This window comes from Arthrobacter sp. K4-10C (assembly GCF_059090085.1).
In genome coordinates this window covers 1-18,806 of record NZ_JBNHFI010000008.1, presented here as the reverse complement: position 1 = coordinate 18,806, position 18,806 = coordinate 1, and the positions used below count along the sequence as shown (strand labels likewise).

Below are 18,806 nucleotides of genomic sequence, written 5' to 3'. Positions count from 1 at the left end.
CGGTCACGGCTGGCGGGGGTTGGCCTCGGCGTCGGTGAGGACAGGCTCTCCGTTTGCCTCGCCGTCGGCATCCCGGGCAGGGCCGGGCGCGTTGGCGCCGGGGGTGTTGGCCCGGACGGCAGGCATGGCCAGCACCGCCGCCACGGTGAGCAGGCCTGCCACCAGGGCGGCCAGGAAAACGGCTCCGGACGCGGCCACCACCGTTTGGCCGTTACCCTCCCCGCCGGGCGTGCCGGCATAGATCGCATTGGCCACTGCACCGAATACTGCCACGCCCAAAGCGCTGCCGATGGACCGGGCAAACATGTTGGTGCTGGTGACCACGCCGCGCTCGTTCCACGGGACGCTGGACTGGGCGGCGATGAGGGTTGGGGTGGCTACCAGGCCCAGGCCAAGCCCGACGACGAAGCAACTGATGGCCACCAGCGCCACGTCGGGAGCGGCTGCTGTCAGCGACAGGAGCAGGAGTCCCGCGACGGTGACGCAGATGCCGATCAGTGCCGTGGCTTTGAACCCGATGCGCAGGTACAAGCGGCCGGCCTGGGAGGCGCTGATCGGCCAGCCGACGGTCAATGCCGCCAGGGCCAGCCCGGCAACGAGGGGCGAAGCGGATAAGGCGCCCTCAAGGAAGGTGGGGACGAACGAGGTCAGGCCGATCAGGACCGCACCCACGCCAAAGGAGACGAAGGCGGTCGTGCCCAGCAGCCGACGGGAGATGACCCATGCCGGCAGGATGGGCTCGGCCGCCCGCCGCTCCACCAGGAGGAACAGGACCAGGAGCGCCGCGCCCACAGCGAAGACGCCGATGCTGACGGGCGAGTTCCACTCCCACGCCTGGCCGCCCTGGAGAGCGCCAAGGATCAGCAGTCCAAGTGAAACTGCCAGCAGGGCCGCGCCGGCGTAGTCCACCCGATGCCTGGCCCGCTCCACGTTCTCGTGCAAGGTCCGGACCAGCATCCACCCGGCCAGGAGGCAGAGCGGGATGTTGACCAGGAAGATTCCACGCCAGATCCCCAGGGCGGAGAAAATCCCGCCGAGGCTTGGCCCTACGACGGAGGAGACCGCCCATACGCTGGCCAGGTAGCCCTGGACCTTGGCGCGTTCCTCCAGCGAGTAGATGTCGCCGGCGATGGTGATCGAGACCGGCAGCACGGCCCCGGCGCCGAGTCCCTGCAGGGCGCGGAACGCGATCAGGGCGGGCATGCTCCAGGCGATGCCGCAGAGGACTGACCCGAGCAGGAACAGCCCGATGCCCGCCAGGATGACTGGTTTGCGGCCGACCATGTCCGAGAGCTTGCCGTATATGGGCACGGAGACGGCCTGCGCCAGCAGGTAGGCGGAGAAGAGCCACGGGAACGACGAGAACCCGCCCACGTCGCGGACAATCGAGGGGACGGCGGTGGCCACGATGGTTGAATCAATCGCCACCAAACCGGTCGAGAGCATCAGCGCAACGAGGATGGGCCCGCGCTTGGAGCGGAACCCTACGCCGTCGTTTTGGGAGCTGCCTTGGCTGCCGCGCATCAGACCCTGGCCAGCCCTGCAGCCTGGGCCAGCAGCTCAACGGACCGCAGCCGTGCCTCGGTGCCGGTGCTTTGGTGCGCCACGATGAGTTCATCGGCATCGGCGTGCCGGCCGAAGCTGTCCAGGTAGTCCAGCACGACGTCGGGTGTACCGACGGCCGAATAGGTCATCATCTGCGAGACGTGCTGGCCCTGTGGCGAGTCGAGGATCATGTCCGCCTCGTCGTCGGTGAACTCGCGTCCGCCGCCGAAGAACAGGGAAACCCTGGCGCGCTTGGTGGCCTGCATCATCGCCTGCGCCTCCGAAGCGGAATCAGCGGCGATCACGTTCACGCCGGCGATGACGTGCGGAGCGTCCAGCTGTGCCGAGGGCTTGAATTCACGGCGGTAGATGGCGACGGCGTCCTGCAGCGCGTTCGGCGCAAAATGCGAGGCGAAGGCGTATGGCAGGCCGAGCTGTGCGGCCAGCCGGGCACCAAACAGGGATGAGCCCAGGATGTAGAGCGGAACGTTGGTGCCCTTGCCCGGGGTGGCTTCAACCCCCTGGATCCGGGTGGGTCCGGTGAGGTAGCCCTGGAGCTCCAGGACGTCCTGCGGGAAGCTGTCCGCAGACATCGGGTCCCGGCGGAGGGCACGCATGGTGTTCTGGTCGCTGCCGGGGGCGCGGCCCAGGCCGAGGTCGATGCGGCCGGGGTGCAGGGTTTCCAGGGTGCCGAACTGTTCGGCGATGGTCAGCGGCGAGTGGTTGGGCAGCATGATGCCGCCAGCGCCCAGCCGGATGGTTTCCGTGTGCGCGGCCACGTGGGCAATCAGCACGCTGGTGGCCGACGAGGCGATGGAGGACATGTTGTGGTGCTCGGCGTACCAGACCCGCCGGTATCCCAGCCGCTCAGCGCTCTGCGCCATGGCCACGCTGCCCGCGAAACTCTCCGCCGCCGTCTGGCCCTTGCCAATCGTTGCCAGGTCAAGGATGGAGAGGGGAAGAGTCACGGTGGGTGCCGACCTTTCAGGACGTTACGTAGTTTTTGCCCGCCGGGTCGCAGCGGACACTCAGTGCATAACCACCGCGGTGCCCGGCTTATTTCGGCCTGCGCCGGAATACTCAGCACACTGATGAGGTTGCCGCCCCTGTGTACCTATCCGGCAAAGACAGGAGCAACACCGTGGCAAACATTCTGATGGTTGTTTCAGCAGCAGATTCGCTCACCATGAAGGACGGAAGTCAGCACTCCACCGGTTACTGGGCGGAGGAACTGGTGGTCGCCCACCGGACCCTGATCGACGCCGGCCATAGCGTCGCCATCGCCACTCCCGATGGCCGCAAACCCACGGTGGACCGGGTCAGCCTGGCTGCCGAAGCGGCCGGCGGTGAGGAGCGGGCGAAAAGTTTGAGGGACTACCTGGCTTCCATCGACGGCGAACTGACGGAACCGCTGGTGCTGGCCGACGTCGACGTTGCCGCCTATGACGCCGTGGTGATGCCCGGCGGGCACGGGCCCATGGCCGACCTGTACCAGGACGGGGACCTGGGAAGGCTCCTGGCGGCCGCGGACAAGGCAGGAAAGGTCATCGCGCCGTTCTGCCACGGTCCCGCCGGGCTGCTGAGCGCAACGGACGACGGCGGCTCGTTCACTTTCAGGGGCCGCCGGCTCACCGTGTTCAGCAACGAAGAGGAGTTGGGCGGCGGCACCGGCGAAAACACGCCGTGGCTGGTGGAGGATGTGCTGAAGGAGAAGGGCGCCGTGGTGGAGAACGGACCGGCCTGGAGCTCCCACGTGATGCGCGACGGCAACCTCATCACCGGCCAGAACCCGCAGTCCAGCGAGGACGTAGCCAAGGAAGTCATCAAGGCCCTGGGCTGACGCCTTACGCGTGGGCTGATACACGAAGGGGCACGGCCGTGGTGGCCGTGCCCCTTCGCTGCGGCGCACGTCGTTGGGCGCCGGCCTTCGCGGTCTAGACGGTGCAGCCTCCGAGTGCGATGGTTCCGTCGATCGCCGCGATCTGCTTTTGGACCTCACCCAGCTTGGCGACCAGCCCGTTGACCATCGCCTTCTGCGCAGTGATTGCTTCCTTGTTGGCCTTCTTTTGGCCTTCGAGTGTCCGCAGCGTTGCCTGGGCATCGGTTACCTGCTTGTCCAGGGCTGTCAGCTGTGACTGCAGGGCTGCCAAGTTGGCTTCAGCGGCGCTGATGTCGCCGTTGAGCTTTGCGAGCTGGTCAGCCAGTGGGGCAACCCGTTCCTGCAGGGACAGAATCTCGTCCTCCTTGGCGGTGATCTTGGCATTGATGGCGGTGATTTGTGAGACAAGGCCCTCGGCAAGAGTGTTCAGGGCAGCCACCTCAACCTCTTTGGACGCGGCGGCCTCGGTTGCATCGTCCAGGGCTGCCTGAAGGCCTGAATATTCGTCCTTCAGCATTGAAATCTCGGACTTCTTGGCCTCTACAGCCGCGTTGGCCGCGGTGAGGTCATCTTCAGCCTGGCCTAGGGTGTCTCTCCTTGCATCCAGTTCCGCGCGCTGATCGATAATGTCCTGCTGCGCTTTCTCCGCGCCCGCGATCAGCGGAGGAAGGGCAGCTTCCAGGTCCGATACGACCTGCTCCTGGGCGGTGACTGCGGCGGCCGCCTCCAATGCAGACCGTTCCAATGCCGGGAGATGGCCCTCAAGGGCCATCAGCTCCATCTGCTTGGTGGCAACCTTGGCGTGCGCCGCATTCACGGCGTCCTGCAGCAAAGGCACCTGGGACTTCAGCAGGTCGATGTCGGCCTGCTGAACCGTAACTGCGGAGTTGGCTGCCGTGAGGGCTGCCTGGAGCGGTGCGACATTCTGCTGCAACGAGCTGCTTTCCTGCTGTTTGGTGACCAGCTGTGTGTTAAGCGCCGCCACCTTGTCAGTCAGAATCTTCAGGTCACCCGAAAGCCCCCCTATCAGGGTGTCCTTGTCGGTGATCTGCGTGTTGAAGGAGGCGAGGTCCCCCTCCATTACGGCCAGCTGGGCCTGCAGCTCCCGCTTTTTGCTGGAATTGCCCTTGATCGCGTCAATATCCTTTTGGAGTGTCGCGATTCTGCCTTCGAGGTCAGACTTGTTTTTTACGAGCACGGCGAGTTCGGACTGCGCCTGCGTCAATTGGTTTTGCTTGGCCGCAACACTGGCGTTCAAGGTAGTGATTTGTCCCTGAAGGGTGGCGATCCCTGCGCTGACCGCTTTGATCTTCGCGTTGTTGTCATCCACTGCCTTTGCTGCCGCCGCCGCAGTCGCCTGCAAGGTGGCAAGCTCGAGTTGTGCGGCCGCAATCGCGGCGTTCTTGGCATCGACGGCGGCTTTCGTATCGGCGGCAGCGGATTGCAGGGCCGTCAGTTCGCCCTGGGTGGCGGTGATATGGGCCAACTTGTCATTAACAGCCGCGTCCGCGGCCTCCGCTTGCGCTTCCAGCCCGGTCAGCATCTCCGTGGCTGTGGCAATCTTGTCCTTCTGGTCCCTCAGGGCTTGATCTGCAGTGGTACCGGCCGCTTCCAGAGACGCGAGTTCTTCTTCGGCGTTCGCGACTTCCTGCCGGGCCGCGACGACGGCGTCTGCAGCTTCCTCTGCCTCCCCCACCAGGACTGCCAGCTGGTCCTCAACAGCTTTGATTTCCGCTCCCTTGGCAGACAAATCGGTCGCTGCCTTTTCCTCAGCCTGCTGCAAAGCATCAAGTTCACCCTGGGCCCAGGCAATCGCCGCAGTGTTGGCCTGTTGGTCTGCAACCAACTTAGCTGCGTCGCCCTGCAGGGCTTGCGACGCCGCCAGGGCCGCTGCAAGGTCCTCCTCCAACGGTGCCAGTTTGCTCACTACTTCTGCCTTCTGGATCTCCAGGGCGGCAAGGGCAGTCTTTGTATCGGTTTCGGCAGCCGCCGCGAGCTCGACTTTCGTGGTCAGCCCGGCCAGCTCGGTTGTTGCGGTGGTGATGGCAGCCTCCAGCCGCTTTTCCTCAGCTTCAAGGCTGTCGAGCAAGGCCTGGGCTTCCGTCACCTGTCCGGACAAGGTTTTTGCCTGGCTTTCGAGCCTTGCCTTCTCGGCCTGCAGCACCGCGATGGCGTCCGCGTTCCTTTTCGCCGCTGACCTCAGAAGGTTCTCCTGGACAGTTCCACGATGGGCCAGCTGGTTCACCACGCCGTTGCAGATGCTGGAATTCGATGTGGTTCCTGCGGCGGATGCGGGCTGGGCCAGGACCAGGCTGCCGGTCAGCAGGCCCGGCAAGACAACCGCGGCAGCAAGGCGCCGCGAGAGGACCGGCTTTGACGGGGAAGTGCGCATGTGAGCTCCTGAGACCGATAAGCGGCCCATCGCGGCCGCTGCTGGATCAACGGTAAGTTGCGCCCTGGGTGGAGAACACGCGTAATCCGCCACCTGTCTTTGCCCACTGAGTACTCGTTTTCCTCGGCGGCCGACGCCGCACACTACTTGGTGTCGGCCGCGGCACGGCCTCGAATATGACCGCCGCGGTCGCTCGGTTAACCGCTATCACAAGGAAACCGGCAACCGTCGCGGCATTGGCCGCAGCGCTGCTGGGGCTGGCTGCCTGCGCTGATCCGGGCGCGACGGCGGCGACAGCACCGCCGTCGTCATCCCCCGCCGCCGCTGGCGGGAAGGCATTCAGCCTGTCCCCCGAGCAGGACCGCATCAAAGTCCAGGCAGACCCGGATGCAGCCGCGCTGGTGACCGACGCCATCAAGGCGGACGGCAAGCTGACAGTGGTGACCACCGGCGGCACGGCGCCGCTCAGTATGTTCGCCACGGACAACAAGACACTCATTGGCAACGAGGTTGACCTCGCCTACGCCGTGGGCGGGACGCTGGGGCTGGAGGTGGAGGTCCTGCCCGTGGCGTGGGCTGACTGGCCGCTGGGCGTCGAGTCGTCGAAGTACGAGGCTGTGCTGTCCAATGTCACCGTTACCGAGGCCCGCAAGGAGAAGTTCGACTTCGCCACCTACCGGAACGATCTGCTCGGCTTCTACGCGAAGAGCGGCTCCAATATCGGCGAGATTCTTCACCTAAACCCCGCGCAGGGTCATGCCGACCTTCAGGGTGGCATTCCCAACGTGCTGATGCTCGATGCCGTTGCTTCAGACCAGGCAGCATTCGCCCTCATTCAGTGCCTCCGCCGGAACTAATGTTCCGGGCTTGGCCCCACCCCTTGAGGGGCGGGTTGAGCAGGGTACGCGCGATTCAGCATGGTCGTGCGACGCGGAGCACCGGCTTGCCCTCAACCTCGATGACCTGCGCGCCCTTGTCCAAGGCCTCACGCCCAAAGGCGTGCGGGTGGAGTTCGTCAAAGAGCAGCTCGTCTTCACCGGCGAGGACTCCCCCATGGCCAACCTCCTGCTCTCCGACATGGGTGCCTTCGCCGAATTCGAACGCTCCCTTATCAGGGAACGCCAGGGGGAAAGCAACGCCGGCCCTCGGTACGCCATGACTGTGCAGTGTTTCATTGGTACCGCACTCTTCTAGTCCGGGACCAGTGTCTGCTCTCTTTCCTAACTCAAATAGCCGGTCCTCCACGCACCGACTTCGGCGCGTGGTCGGTCGCGGAAGTGGACCGGCAGGGCAGCAGATCTTATTTAGGCCGCAATAACGGCCCAGTAACACCCTCGGTGTTAATTCTGTCCCAGGAAGGGTGCGGAGCAAACCGGCTGTCCTGGGAGCTCAAACCGGCTCTCCTCAAGCTCGAACCAGCAGAATCGACCAGAACGAAAGAAGCGCCGCGGACAGCCTTTTGAAAGGGGGCGGGTCGGGTGAGACGAGATGAAGCCGTGAACACGCCCCGACAACCTGATAGCACGACGTATCAGCCGGCGCCAGAACACTCACCTGAAGAGAACCAGGGCTTTCCCTTGGATATCAGTGCGCTCAGACACCCTGCGGAGTACAGCAGACTGATACTGGCCGTAACCGCAGCCGTCATCGCCTTGGGCGCTCTCGTGTTATTCGCCATCATTGTGTACTCCACCCAGCCTTTAGTCCTTTTCGTCCTAGGCATGGTTCTCCTAGTGCTGGCGATCGCGTCTATTTGGCTGCTCTTGATGGTCGGACGGGCAAGAATGCTGGGCAACCATCTTCTCGTGTCCTATGAATCCCTTCCTGAATTGCAAGAGGTAGTGGATACAGTTCGGGATCGTGTGGGCTACATGCGTCGCGTCGACATTTACGTCTCGGACTTCGCGACCGATCCGGTCGTCCTGGCCACCTTCATGGGAACCCGCATCCTTATCCTTAAGGCGGGGACCGTCGCGGACCTTCAGACGGAGGAAAACCATGCGCAATTGGAGTTTCTCCTAGGGTCGATCTTCGGAGCATTGAAGGCACGGCACCAGCAATTCATTCTGCTCAGCGTTTTACTTGAGTTTGAAACCAAGCTGAAGGTCCTCAATCCATTCCTCGCCCCCTACTTCAGGGCGACCGTCTACACCGGGGATCAAATCGGCGCTGCCTGCTGCGGCAGCGTGTCGGCGTCCTTGGCGATGATGCACCGTCTGATGGTGGGTAAGGAGCTTGCTTCCAACGTCTTGTTGGAAGGCGTGCTGAACCAGGCGCTCGAGGTCCGGAAACGTCTTCTTCCGAGGCTGGAGCAGTTAAGTTCGACCTCGCCTCACTTGACCAACCGATATCTGAATCTCCTCGCCTTCATGGCTGAGAATTTCCCGAAAGAAACCAAGACTTATCTGGATTCGTTCGAGGACCCTACACGCGAGCTTCTCACTGCAGTGAACGAAACATCGCTTCACCGTAGGAGTCCTTCGCGTCGGCATGGTCTGATGACGTCGGTGGCAGCACTGATAACTGCCGTTGTTCTCGTCCTGCTTGGAGTGGGTATGGGGCAGTGGCGGTCAGAAATCATCGCAGCGATGGAACCAACCCCAACGCCGTCGCCACAACCGGAACCTGAACCCAGTCCGACGCCAGCGGAACCTAAAGCGTCCGAGCCACCGGACCTCTGGTCCCGGTATTCGCTGCTTGGAACCATCCCAGACGAAGTGGAACCATGCCGGGACGTGTCCGTGGAATCGGGATTCAGTCAGGGGGCTCGCCTGGCGCTGGAATGCACCTCCGAAAATTTGGATTCATTAGTCTACATAGAATACGAATCAGCGGCGGATATGGGATCTGCCTACGCTTTCACGGTCCCTGGTAGCCTGCCCGGATCCGACTGCAGCATTCGCGCGTCTGGCCTAAGCTACAACATGAGCACCAGTCATGGCGTTCGGGAGCTCTCGTGCTACGAAAATCAAGCCGGAGCAATCGTCTTCGTGTGGACCTCCACCGTGAACTCACTGCTGGGCGAATCACATGTGCTAGGCATCTGCACCAGCAACTCCCTGGCTTACTCCCGCATGTACGCAGTCTGGGAAGCTCTGGTAACTCAGGGATCCTAGAGTTGATTCCGACGGGACGCCGAGCGCCGACCGTCATCAAGCTACGCCCTCTCGGGTGACGTAAGGCAGGAATAGTCTGGTCAGCGGGCAGCAAAAACAATACTGATGCACTCTCCTGGGCTGCTAGATCCGGCTGCAATAAAGTTGATCCTGCCATCCTCTTGGAGGCTTAGAGCCGAGGCATCGCTAATGCCTGAAGTGACAGGGCGCCTGCGGCAACGATAGCGGCGACGCTGCGAAGTACCCGCTCCAAGGTTTTTCATGATTGTTTCCATTGGATGCGCTGTCTTTCTGCTGGACCAACTCGCCGTCGAGTACGACACCCGTTACGGCGACCTTTTCGGCCGCAAAGCTGCCGCAGAAGAGCTGAACCGGTATCCGGCTGAGGAATTCGCAGGACCAGGCCGTGCGCTCCTGGTGATCCAGGAGGACGGGGAATCGATCGCGGGCGGGGCGTTCCGCCGGTATGACGCGACCACCGCCGAACTGAAACGGATCTGGACGCACTCGGGACACCGCCGTCGTGGCCTTGCCCGGCTGGTGCTCGCAGAGCTGGAGGCCCTGGCCGGCCGGCGCGGATACACCCGGATCTACCTCACCACCGGCCCGCGGCAGCCCGAAGCGAAGAACCTCTACCTCCGCACCGGCTACCAGCCGCAGTTCGATGTGCATGCCGACCCGGAGGCCGTGGGCATCCTGGCGTTCACCAAGGACCTTCCCGCGGCGTCGCAGAACTGACCTTCCCGGTACCGCCGCTCCGGCACCGGCCGCCGCTAAGCTAGCGCCATGGCCAAGAAAACCACAGCAGAGAAGCTTGCCACCATCCAGAAGGGCTACACGCTGGAGGGCGCCACCATCGAACTGGGGGCCGCCATCATCGACGGCGGGCTCCGCAAGGACGCCCCGGTGCGGCTGCCGCTGGCCATGATGAACCGGCACGGGCTGGTGGCCGGAGCCACCGGCACGGGCAAGACCGTCACGCTGCACATGATGGCCGAACAGCTGTCCACGGCGGGGGTTCCCGTTTTCCTCGCGGACATCAAGGGCGATCTCTCCGGGCTGGCCACGGCGGCCACCGGCAGCGAAAAGCTCACCGCCCGGACCGAAAGCATCGGCCAGCTCTGGCAGGGCCGGACGTTCCCGGTCGAGTTCCTGGCGCTCGGCGGCGACGGCAACGGCGTCCCGGTCCGCGCCACTGTCTCGTCCTTCGGCCCCATCCTGCTCTCGCGCATCATGGAATTGAATGACACCCAGGAGTCCAGCCTGCAGCTGGTGTTCTATTTCGCGGACAAGAACGGCCTGGAGCTCATCGACCTCAAGGACCTTCGGGCCGTGATCCAGTTCCTCACCTCCGCCGAAGGCAAGGACCAGCTGGAGGAGCTCGGCGGGTTGTCCAAGGCGACCGCCGGTGTGATCCTGCGGGAACTGGTGAACCTCGAGGCCCAGGGGCTGGAGAAGTTCTTCGGCGAACCGGAGTTCGATACCGCCGAGCTGCTGCGCACCGCCCCGGACGGCCGTGGCGTGATCACCTGCCTGGAACTGCCCACGCTCCAGACCAAGCCCATGCTGTTCTCCACGTTCCTGATGTGGCTGCTCGCCGACCTCTTCGAGGACCTGCCCGAAGCCGGCGACCTGGACAAGCCCAAGCTCGTGTTCTTCCTGGACGAGGCCCACCTGCTGTTCAACGGCGCATCCAAGGCGTTTCTGGAGGCGATCACCACCACCGTCCGGCTCATCCGGTCCAAAGGCGTGGGCATTTTCTTCGTTACCCAGACCCCCAAGGATGTCCCGGCCGACGTCCTGGGCCAGCTGGCCAACCGCGTGCAGCACGCGTTGCGGGCCTTCACCCCGGAGGACGCCAAGGCCCTCAAGGCCACAGTGTCCACGTTTCCGGTCAGTGACTACGACCTCGAAGAAACCCTCACCTCCGCCGGCATTGGTGAAGCCGTCATCACCGTCATGAATGACAAAGGCGCCCCCACGCCTGTGGCCCATACCCGGCTGCGCGCACCCGAGTCCGTCATGGGCCCCAGCGATGAAGCCCTGGTCCGGAGTACCGTGGCCGGCTCCGCCCTGCTGCCCAAGTATGGAACCGCCGTGGACAACCCGTCAGCCTACGAGAAGCTGACCGGCAAGGCGGCGGCACCCACCGGTCCTGCGGCGCCCGGCGAACCCCCGGTTCCGGCATCCGACCCGCGCACCGGCGCCAACGCCACGGATATCGACGCCGAGGCCCGCCGCATCGAAGAGGAGATCCTGGGCAGGCCCAGCAGCAGGACTGCTCCGCACCGGGACAGCCCCGAGCGGACGCAGGATGCGCCCCGGCCATCCCGGCAGGAAGCGGGCGGCGGGGTGATGGACGATCTGGGCGGGGTCCTCGGCGGCGCACTCGGTGGCGGCCTGAAGAGCATGGCGCGGTCCATCGGAACGCAGCTGGGCCGTGAACTGCTGCGGGGGGTCTTCGGCACGTCGTCCCGGCGCCGCCGCCGCTAAGCTAAGCGCCGCCCAGGCGCCCTTGGCACCGTGCCGGGCGCCGTCGTCGGACGTTTTCCCACGTTTCTGCCCCAAGGAGGGGAGACGCCAACTTTAGTGTGCGTTCGCACTAACGTTACTGTAAGGAACGTGCAGATGAGTCAAGCGTTGGTGAGGATAGCGGCCGGATGGCTGCTGGGCCTCATGCTTGCCGTGGCCGGAGCCGTCGTTGCCGTGAACCTGGTGAACAACACCGTGGCAGGCCCGCAGCAGCCGGTCCGCGAGTATCTGGACGCCCTCCAAAGCGGTGACGGGGGCAAGGCTCTGGGACTGCTGCGCGCCACCGTTCCGCCAAGCAACGCCGCCATGCTGGACGGAACCGGGCTGCAGACCGCGGCATCCCGCCTCACTAACGTGGCGGTCGGCGAGCCAGAGGAACGCCCCGGCGACCAGGTCATGGTGCCGCTGGAGTACACCATTGACGGAAGCAGGCTCCGCACCGAATTCCTGCTGGAAAATACCGGCACCGAATGGATCTTCTTCAACACATGGGCTTTCGTCCCCACCCGGCTGCCCACGCTGGACATCACCGTGGTCAACGGCAACCAGGCCAACGTCAACGGCGTCCCGGTAAACATGCCGAACGGCCGGAACTCTTTCGCAGTTTTCTACCCCGGTGAGTACGAGGCAGCCCTGAACGGCGAGTACTTCTCCGCCCCCGCCACCCGGGCCACGGTGACAGCCCGCGACGTTCCCGTGGCACCGCTCAACCTGCTGACCCAGGCCACGGGCAAGCTGAAGGAAGATGTGGCGGACAAGGTCAAGGAGTTCCTGGACGGCTGCGCCGCGGAAGCCGTCAAGGAACAGAAGCTCCAGCCGGACTGCCCGTTCTACTACGCGAGCAACAACATGGTCCAGGACGGCAGCATCAAGTGGACCGTCACGGAGTACCCCAATGTCTCCATCGAACCCTTCGACGGACGCTGGGTCGTGGCCCCGCTGGACGGCAAAGCCAAGGTGGAAGCGCTCCAGCAAAACTCCTTCACCGGCATCTGGTATCCGTTGGAGGAAGAGGTGGACTTCAGCTTCACCACCCGCCTGGACGTCTCCGGCGACGCAGTCAAAGTCACCCCAATGCTGAGCTTCTAGGGCGGCTGGCGCCGCACTGGCCCAGTTTTAAGCGAGTTCCTGACGCCTCACCAGGCTCCCTGGCCTGGGTCGCGTCGATAACTGGGCTGGTTCGGTTGGGGCCACCGGAGCGACCCCCGGGCCAGCACCTCCTGTACCTGCGCCAGAACGGACCCGGGTGCATGAACTACGTCGTCGTAGAAGAACCTGAGCACCGGCATCCCCTGCAGTATTGCCGCATTATCCCTGCGGCGGTCCTTCTTAAACTGACGTGCTTCAAGGTGGAAGGCAATTCCGTCAATCTCCACAATGAGGAAACCCTCCAGGAGGAAATCCACGCGCCCGACCCCGTCGATCCACACTTGTGTCTCGGTGGCGATGCCTGCATCCCTGAACAGCACCCGGGCCAGCGTCTCAAGGAGTGAGTCCGCTCCGGGCTCCATTTTGGACACCACGTTCCGCGCCTTGCCGCAACGTTTGCCAGGAAGATGCCGGAGTAGAAACGCCGGATCAATGTCCCCTCGGTTGTAGGCACATTCCACCATGACCAGAGATTCAAGTTCCGGCAGGCAGAGCAGCGCATGCAGCAGTACATCAGGAAGAGCTGCGAGAGTGCCGTGGCGGGTTGGCTGTGTCAGTGCAAGACGATGGCTGACACAGCCGAGGACATGTCGTCCGTTACTTTGCCAATAGTGGGGCACCGCAGGCGGGCGAAGCTGCCAGAGCCCGTATGCCGGGGCTGCGGACACGCATGTGAGGAGACCCCGGGCGCGCCCTGCGGCCACGAACTCCGGGTCAGCGCCGGCAACGGCCAGCAGCCCTCGCTCCAGTCGGACAACTTCGCCGCTCCGTATTGCCCGGCGAAGGCCTGTATCGGTTGCACCTGCGGCCAGCACATCCCGGGTCAGCAGCACGCCTCCGCCCGATTTGAGGATGTCTGCCGGGTCCATTAGGCCAGAGTGGACCGCAACCCCCGGTTGCAGACAGTCAGGAACCGGGTTATGTGCACAAGTCAGCCTCCGGCTCGGCTCCTGACTGGCCCACTTTTGACGGCGTGAGAAGCAGAACTGGCCCGGTTCCCAACCTTCAAGGGTCGAGAACCGGGCCAGTTCAGCACCGAGGCCGGCGCGTCAGTCCATGCCGCGAAGGTCGAGTACCAGCTCAGTATCCCCGTCACTCTGCAGGACCACCGGGATGCCCCAGTCCTGCTGGTAAAGGTGGCAGGCTGCGTGGTCCGGGATCTCGCCGTCCTCGGTTTCGGGGCCGTCGCAGGCAGCAGCGCGGGCGGTAATGTGCAGCACGCCCTCCGGAACCTCCGACGAGAGCTCCACGGTGCGGAGCAGGCCCACCGACGTCCCCCCGCCGGACACCAGGAGCTCCGGCGGGGTGGAGGAGATCTTCATCTGCGTGGGATCGCCCCAGCGGTCGTCCAGCTTCTGCCCGGTGGGGGCGGTAAATCGGACCGTCAGCTCCAGCGGGCCCGGCGCCACCGGACTCTTGGGCCGGTGGGTCTGGGATGCGCCCTCGTCCACCTGCTGCGCTTCCTTGGGAATGGGGACGTACACCAGTTGGTGCTGGTTGGCCTCCACCACTACCAGCAGCGGCTCCGAACCGGCGGACTGGGTGTGGTCCACAATCACGTCCGACGGCTCGGCGAGGCCGCGGGCCAGGGTCGAGACGGTCCCGGCCGCAGGGTCGTAGCGGCGCACAGCTCCGTTGTACGTATCCGCGATGGCCACGGAGCCGTCGGGGAGGACTGTCACGCCCAGCGGGTGCTGCAGGCGTGCCTCGGCCGCCGGGCCGTCGCGGAAGCCGAAGTCGAACAGGCCCTTACCGACGGCGGACTCCACGGTAACGGTGCCATCGTCGCCGATAACCAGCTTGCGGAGCGCCGACGTCTCCGAGTCAGCCACCCAGATGCTGCCGTCGGCGTCCTCGGCCACGCCGGAGGGCTGCGCAAACCAGGCCTCGTGGGCGGGACCGTCCAGGAGCCCCTCCAGGCCGTTGCCGGCAATAATGTCCACTTCGCCGGATACGGGGTCGAAGCTGAAGATCTGGTGGGTGCCGGCCATGGCGATCACCACGGCATTCAGCTTGCGCGACCACACCAGATCCCACGGAGAGCTCAGCGAAACCTCGAGGGGATGCTCGCTTAGCCGGCCGGTGAAGCCGGCAGCGTCCTCGTCCACGCGCGCCGGACCTGTCTCCAGCAGCCGCTGGACGCCGTTCCCGGCCAGCGTGGAGGCCTTGCCGTCCGTGAGGGACAGCCCGCGCAGGCGGTGGTTGACGGAGTCGGCAATTACGACGTCGTAACCCACCTTGGCTGCCACGTCTTCCGGCAGCAGGACCAGGCCCTGGGGTTCGTTGAACTGTGCGGTGGCCGTGTCGCCTGCGGCCGGGCCGTCCGCGTAGCCCTTGGTGCCGGAGCCGAAGGTGGCCAGGACCGTCCGGAAGTCGGTAGCGAGTTCCACCAGCCGGTGGTGCCCGGTGTCGGTGACCAACCAGGATCCGTTGTCTGCAGCGTCCTTTACTGCGGCACCTGCTGCCGCGCCGCCGTCGGATGCTTCATCCGCACCGGAACCGCGGCCGGCGGGAAGGAAGAGCGCTTTGCCGGGGAACCGCAGGGTGCCGGAGGTGGGCTCGGGCGCCACGTAGGGGCCGGAGCCGCGGTGGAGGGTGCCCTTGGCCTCGTGTTCGGCGATGAGCTCGGGGATCAGCACTCCCAGCCCGTCCGCATGGCCCTCACCGGAAAGGTGCGCCACGATGTAGCCTTCGGGGTCGATGACCACCAGGGTGGGCCAGGCACGGGCGGTGTAGGCCTTCCAGGTGTCCAGCTCCGGATCGTCCAGGACGGGGTGGTGGATCTCGTAGCGCTCCACGGCCGCGGCCAGGGCCACTGGATCCGCCTCGTGCTCGAACTTGGGCGAGTGGACGCCGACGGTCACCAGGACGTCCGAGTACTCCTCCTCCAGCGGGCGCAGCTCATCCAGGACGTGCAGGCAGTTAATGCAGCAGAACGTCCAGAAGTCCAGCAGCACGATCTTGCCGCGGAGGGCCTCAAGGTCCAGTGTTTTGCCGCCGGTGTTCAACCAGTTGCGGCCCACCAGTTCAGAGGCGCGGACCCGGGCGTGGTTGCGTACGGTTTCGCTCATCAGCGTCCTTCCAGCTTGTTGCGTTCAGCCAGCTTGGCGTCGCGTTCGGCCAACTTGGCAAACATATCGTTGTAAGCGGTGAGATCGGCGTCGTTATTCCTGTCGGCTGCCCGGTCCACCCGCTTGGTTTCGCGCGCGTCGGAACGGGACCACATGATGGCGACGCCGATGGCCACCAGGAGGGTGGGCACCTCCCCGATGCCCCAGGCCACTGCTCCGCCGATCTGCTGGTCGGCCAGCGCGGACTGGCCCCAGTCCCGGCCCAGGTTGCCGAAGTAGTCGGCGGCCAGGAGGTTGGTGCCGCCCATGATGGCGACGCCGAAGAACGCGTGGAAGCCCATGGTGGCCAGCAGCAGAACCAACCTAAGGGGGTAGGGCGCCCTGCGGGGCAGCGGGTCCGTGCCGATCATGCTGAGCACGAAAATGTAACCGGTCAGCAGGAAGTGCAGGTTCATCAGCTCGTGGCCCACATGCTCGCGCATCGCGAAGCCAAACAGGTCCGAGTAATAGAACAGCACGATCGAGCCGGCAAAGTTGGCCGCCGCGAAAAGCGGGTGCGTGACCACCTGGGAGAACTTCGAGTGCACGAAGACCAGGATCCACTCCCGTGCTCCCCGCGAACCGTCGCCGCGGGGCTGCAACGCGCGGAGTGCAAGGGTGACCGGGGCGCCCAGCACCAGGAAGATGGGGGCCACCATGGTCAGTGCCATATGGTCCACCATGTGCGCGGAGAACAGGATGCGGCCATAGACCGACGGCGGACCGGAGGTGATATAGGTCAGCACCAGCAGGCCGATCACCCAGTTCACGGACCGGAACCACTGCCACGAGTCACCCCGGCGGTGGACCTTCAGCACGCCAAGGACGTAGGACACCAGCCCAAACACGGCGACGGCGATCCACAGCCAGTCCAGCCGCCATTCGGTCAGCCAGCGTTCCTGCGTGAGCTCGGGCGGTAATTCGTAGCCGGTCAGGATGAAAGCGGGCGAGGCGTCGGGCGCGTACGTGGTTGGCTGTGGCGGGGCCGAACGGCTTAGGGCCACGGCGACTCCGGACGTTGCGCCCATCACCAGCAGTTCCGCGAGGACCAGCTGCCAGAGGACCCGCCGGGATGACATGGCGGAACCCTTGCGGCCCAGCTGCGGGATCACCCACTGGCGGTGCATGAAGCCGATCCCGCCGAGCACCACGGTGGCGGCAGTCTTGGCCAGGATCAGCTGCCCGTAGGCGGAGCCAAAGAGGTCAGCCCAGTTGGTGATGCGGATGCTGGCATTGATGACACCGGAGGCTAACACCAGCACGAAGGCGAATCCCGCGAGGCTGGAGAACCTTTTGAGTGTGGCCTCGGTGATGTCTGCGGCGGATCCTGCCTTGGACCCTGCCTTGGATCCCGTCAGGATCCCGGAGAGCAGGGCCAGCAGGATAATGCCGCCCACCCAAATGCTGACACCCACCAGGTGCAGGCCCAGGGAGTTGATTGCACCCTCATGGTCCGAAGAGCTTGAGGAGTGTCCGATCAGGGCCGTGGGCACGAGTCCTATGAAAGCCAGGATCAGGGTGAGCGCCAGGCCGCCAAGCGATCTGACACCGAACAGTGCTGTGGTGACCACCGCCGCGATGATCGTGACGGTCAGCCAGGCGCGGCCGGTCTCGATGTCTGTCATGAAGTACACGAGGGCCTGCGTGAACTCGGGATCACCAGAGAGCCCCTGCCCCGCTACGTCAGCGTAGGTGAGGACCAACACTGCGATTGCCGACAGCGTCCAGGCAGCACCGGCGGCAGCTGCTGCGGCCAGCGCCCTGCTGAAGGCGGGATGTTCCGGCCCTTCGCTGCCATCGGTCTTGGCCCTGCTGCGGGGTGCCAGGCTTTTCGGCAGAATGACGACGGCGAAGATCAGGCCGCCGATAACCGTCGCCAGGGATACGTTGTGGATGGCCTTGCTGACAGGGAGTCCCCAGCGCACCAAAGCGCCGGGATCGGCCACGCCGCGGGTCGCGGCCGCACCGGAAAAGATCAGTGCCGCTGCCAGGCCCAGGAACAGGGTTGCCAGTCCCGCGAGCTGCCATGGCGTGGAGATGCCCAGGGCGCCGCTGCCCTGACCCCTTGTGCCTTTGCCGGCGGGCAGGGGTGCGGTGGATTGGGATTTTGCGGCAGAAGACACCATTCCATTGTCCGCTACGCCCGCCCGGGCCGCGAATCCGCTGATCACCGGGGCTTGATAGCAAAAGGGGCGGCAACCGGATGGTTGCCGCCCCTTTTCCGAGCCGGTCCGTTCACGACGGTGACGGGCCGGGAGGAAGAAGCTTTACTTCTTGTTGGAGACCGCAGCCTTCAGCTTGGAGCCGGCGGTCAGCTTGACGCTGTGGCCTGCTGCAATCTGGATGGTCTCGCCCGTCTGCGGGTTGCGGCCGGTGCGTGCTGCACGGTCGGTGCGCTCGACGGCGAGCCAGCCCGGGATGGTGATCTTCTCGCCCGCGGCGACAGAAGTCTCGAAAACCTCGAACAGTGCGTCGAGGACGGAGTTGACGGCTGCCTGGCTGGTGCCGGCCTTGCCCGCTACCTCTGCAACAAGTTCACTACGGTTCTTAGCCATTTATGTCCTCCTGGACGGTCATGATTCTGGAGCCTGTACGCGGCATGCGCACAAGCCACTGTTCGAAAACTTACCAGCTTGGGCGGTGGAGGACCGCAAATTCCGCGTGTTTCCGCGACTTTTTGAGGTTAATCACCGGATTCTTGAGGGTTTTCAGCACCATAAGCCCGTCGATGCCTGCCGAATTCCCGCCTTTGGCCGCCGTCCCGGCAGTCTTGATCAGCCCTGCGGCAAGCCTCTTGTCCCCGCTCAGATCCGTCCACCCCACCCAACGCTCTCTCGCGTTTGGCGGGTTTCCCCCTGGACGCTCTATCAGGTTTGGCGGTTTTCGGGGGGACGCTTTCTCGCGTTGGGCGGGCGTGTGGTGTTGGGGGTGGGTTTTAAATGTGGGAGGCCCCAACCGTGTGGTTGGGGCCTCGACCGTGATGTGTTGTCCGGCGGTGTCCTACTCTCCCACACCCTCCCGGGTGCAGTACCATCGGCGCTGTGGGTCTTAGCTTCCGGGTTCGGAATGGGACCGGGCGTTTC

The 18,806-nt window shown here is 64.6% G+C and carries 13 protein-coding genes, 1 rRNA gene and 3 pseudogenes; 7 read left to right on the top strand and 10 right to left on the bottom strand.

Going from position 1 to position 18,806, the window contains the following annotated elements; all coding sequences use genetic code 11:
• Positions 1 to 3: 3 nt before the first annotated feature.
• On the bottom strand, positions 4 to 1,524 hold the full coding sequence (locus tag AC5RUU_RS12290; RefSeq protein ID WP_493975487.1) for an MFS transporter: 1,521 nt from the start codon (positions 1,522 to 1,524) through the stop codon (positions 4 to 6).
• Positions 1,524 to 2,513, bottom strand: coding sequence for an LLM class flavin-dependent oxidoreductase (locus AC5RUU_RS12285; RefSeq protein ID WP_493975486.1), 990 nt, complete (start codon positions 2,511 to 2,513; stop codon positions 1,524 to 1,526). Before AC5RUU_RS12285 ends, AC5RUU_RS12290 begins: the two co-directional genes overlap by 1 nt.
• A gap of 173 nt (positions 2,514 to 2,686) precedes the next feature.
• On the opposite strand from AC5RUU_RS12285, the gene AC5RUU_RS12280 reads away from it, so the two are divergent.
• On the top strand, positions 2,687 to 3,385 hold the full coding sequence (locus AC5RUU_RS12280; protein WP_493975485.1) for a type 1 glutamine amidotransferase domain-containing protein: 699 nt from the start codon (positions 2,687 to 2,689) through the stop codon (positions 3,383 to 3,385).
• A gap of 94 nt (positions 3,386 to 3,479) precedes the next feature.
• On the opposite strand, the gene AC5RUU_RS12275 is transcribed toward AC5RUU_RS12280, so the two are convergent.
• Positions 3,480 to 5,816: a coiled-coil domain-containing protein gene (locus tag AC5RUU_RS12275; protein WP_493975484.1), complete on the bottom strand. Its 2,337-nt coding sequence runs from the start codon at positions 5,814 to 5,816 to the stop codon at positions 3,480 to 3,482.
• 176 nt (positions 5,817 to 5,992) lie between these two features.
• Here AC5RUU_RS12275 and AC5RUU_RS12270 point away from each other — a divergent pair.
• The 6 genes and pseudogenes from AC5RUU_RS12270 to AC5RUU_RS12245 form a co-directional block, all read left to right on the top strand.
• Positions 5,993 to 6,533: pseudogene (locus tag AC5RUU_RS12270) on the top strand (transporter substrate-binding domain-containing protein); the annotation flags it as partial.
• A gap of 81 nt (positions 6,534 to 6,614) precedes the next feature.
• A pseudogene (locus tag AC5RUU_RS12265) lies at positions 6,615 to 6,956 on the top strand (recombinase family protein); the annotation flags it as partial.
• 338 nt (positions 6,957 to 7,294) lie between these two features.
• Positions 7,295 to 8,932, top strand: coding sequence for a M48 family metalloprotease (locus AC5RUU_RS12260; protein ID WP_493975483.1), 1,638 nt, complete (start codon positions 7,295 to 7,297; stop codon positions 8,930 to 8,932).
• A gap of 261 nt (positions 8,933 to 9,193) precedes the next feature.
• Entirely contained in the window at positions 9,194 to 9,670 is a 477-nt protein-coding gene (locus AC5RUU_RS12255) for a GNAT family N-acetyltransferase (RefSeq protein ID WP_493975482.1), read from the top strand.
• Between the two features lie 48 nt (positions 9,671 to 9,718).
• On the top strand, positions 9,719 to 11,425 hold the full coding sequence (locus AC5RUU_RS12250; RefSeq protein WP_493975481.1) for a helicase HerA-like domain-containing protein: 1,707 nt from the start codon (positions 9,719 to 9,721) through the stop codon (positions 11,423 to 11,425).
• Between the two features lie 135 nt (positions 11,426 to 11,560).
• Complete coding sequence (locus AC5RUU_RS12245; RefSeq protein WP_493975480.1) at positions 11,561 to 12,553, top strand: hypothetical protein; 993 nt, start codon at positions 11,561 to 11,563, stop codon at positions 12,551 to 12,553.
• 47 nt (positions 12,554 to 12,600) lie between these two features.
• On the opposite strand, the gene AC5RUU_RS12240 is transcribed toward AC5RUU_RS12245, so the two are convergent.
• From AC5RUU_RS12240 to rrf, 7 genes and pseudogenes are all read right to left on the bottom strand, one after another.
• Positions 12,601 to 12,987 (bottom strand): endonuclease domain-containing protein, encoded by a 387-nt coding sequence (locus tag AC5RUU_RS12240; RefSeq protein ID WP_493975699.1) that lies wholly within the window; start codon positions 12,985 to 12,987, stop codon positions 12,601 to 12,603.
• Positions 12,988 to 13,350: 363 nt separating this feature from the next.
• Positions 13,351 to 13,482: pseudogene (locus AC5RUU_RS12235) on the bottom strand (type IV toxin-antitoxin system AbiEi family antitoxin domain-containing protein); the annotation flags it as partial.
• A 180-nt stretch (positions 13,483 to 13,662) separates the two neighbouring features.
• On the bottom strand, positions 13,663 to 15,684 hold the full coding sequence (locus AC5RUU_RS12230) for an NHL domain-containing thioredoxin family protein (protein ID WP_493975479.1): 2,022 nt from the start codon (positions 15,682 to 15,684) through the stop codon (positions 13,663 to 13,665).
• Positions 15,684 to 17,849, bottom strand: coding sequence for a bifunctional copper resistance protein CopD/cytochrome c oxidase assembly protein (locus tag AC5RUU_RS12225; RefSeq protein WP_493975698.1), 2,166 nt, complete (start codon positions 17,847 to 17,849; stop codon positions 15,684 to 15,686). The genes AC5RUU_RS12230 and AC5RUU_RS12225 overlap by 1 nt, the downstream gene beginning before the upstream one ends.
• 141 nt (positions 17,850 to 17,990) lie before the next feature.
• Entirely contained in the window at positions 17,991 to 18,278 is a 288-nt protein-coding gene (locus AC5RUU_RS12220) for an HU family DNA-binding protein (RefSeq protein WP_009358243.1), read from the bottom strand.
• A 70-nt stretch (positions 18,279 to 18,348) separates the two neighbouring features.
• Entirely contained in the window at positions 18,349 to 18,546 is a 198-nt protein-coding gene (locus AC5RUU_RS12215; protein WP_493975478.1) for a hypothetical protein, read from the bottom strand.
• Positions 18,547 to 18,710: 164 nt separating this feature from the next.
• Positions 18,711 to 18,806, bottom strand: a 5S ribosomal RNA gene (rrf, locus tag AC5RUU_RS12210); the annotation flags it as partial.

Excerpts from the sequence above, each read along its gene's own strand:
- AC5RUU_RS12290 (WP_493975487.1), bottom strand. The coding sequence starts at position 1,524 with ATGCGCGGCAGCCAAGGCAGCTCCCAAAACGACGGCGTAGGGTTCCGC.
- AC5RUU_RS12275 (WP_493975484.1), bottom strand. The coding sequence starts at position 5,816 with ATGCGCACTTCCCCGTCAAAGCCGGTCCTCTCGCGGCGCCTTGCTGCC.
- AC5RUU_RS12255 (WP_493975482.1), top strand. The coding sequence starts at position 9,194 with ATGATTGTTTCCATTGGATGCGCTGTCTTTCTGCTGGACCAACTCGCC.
- AC5RUU_RS12250 (WP_493975481.1), top strand. The coding sequence starts at position 9,719 with ATGGCCAAGAAAACCACAGCAGAGAAGCTTGCCACCATCCAGAAGGGC.
- AC5RUU_RS12245 (WP_493975480.1), top strand. The coding sequence starts at position 11,561 with ATGAGTCAAGCGTTGGTGAGGATAGCGGCCGGATGGCTGCTGGGCCTC.
- AC5RUU_RS12230 (WP_493975479.1), bottom strand. The coding sequence starts at position 15,684 with ATGAGCGAAACCGTACGCAACCACGCCCGGGTCCGCGCCTCTGAACTG.
- AC5RUU_RS12225 (WP_493975698.1), bottom strand. The coding sequence starts at position 17,849 with ATGGTGTCTTCTGCCGCAAAATCCCAATCCACCGCACCCCTGCCCGCC.
- AC5RUU_RS12220 (WP_009358243.1), bottom strand. The coding sequence starts at position 18,278 with ATGGCTAAGAACCGTAGTGAACTTGTTGCAGAGGTAGCGGGCAAGGCC.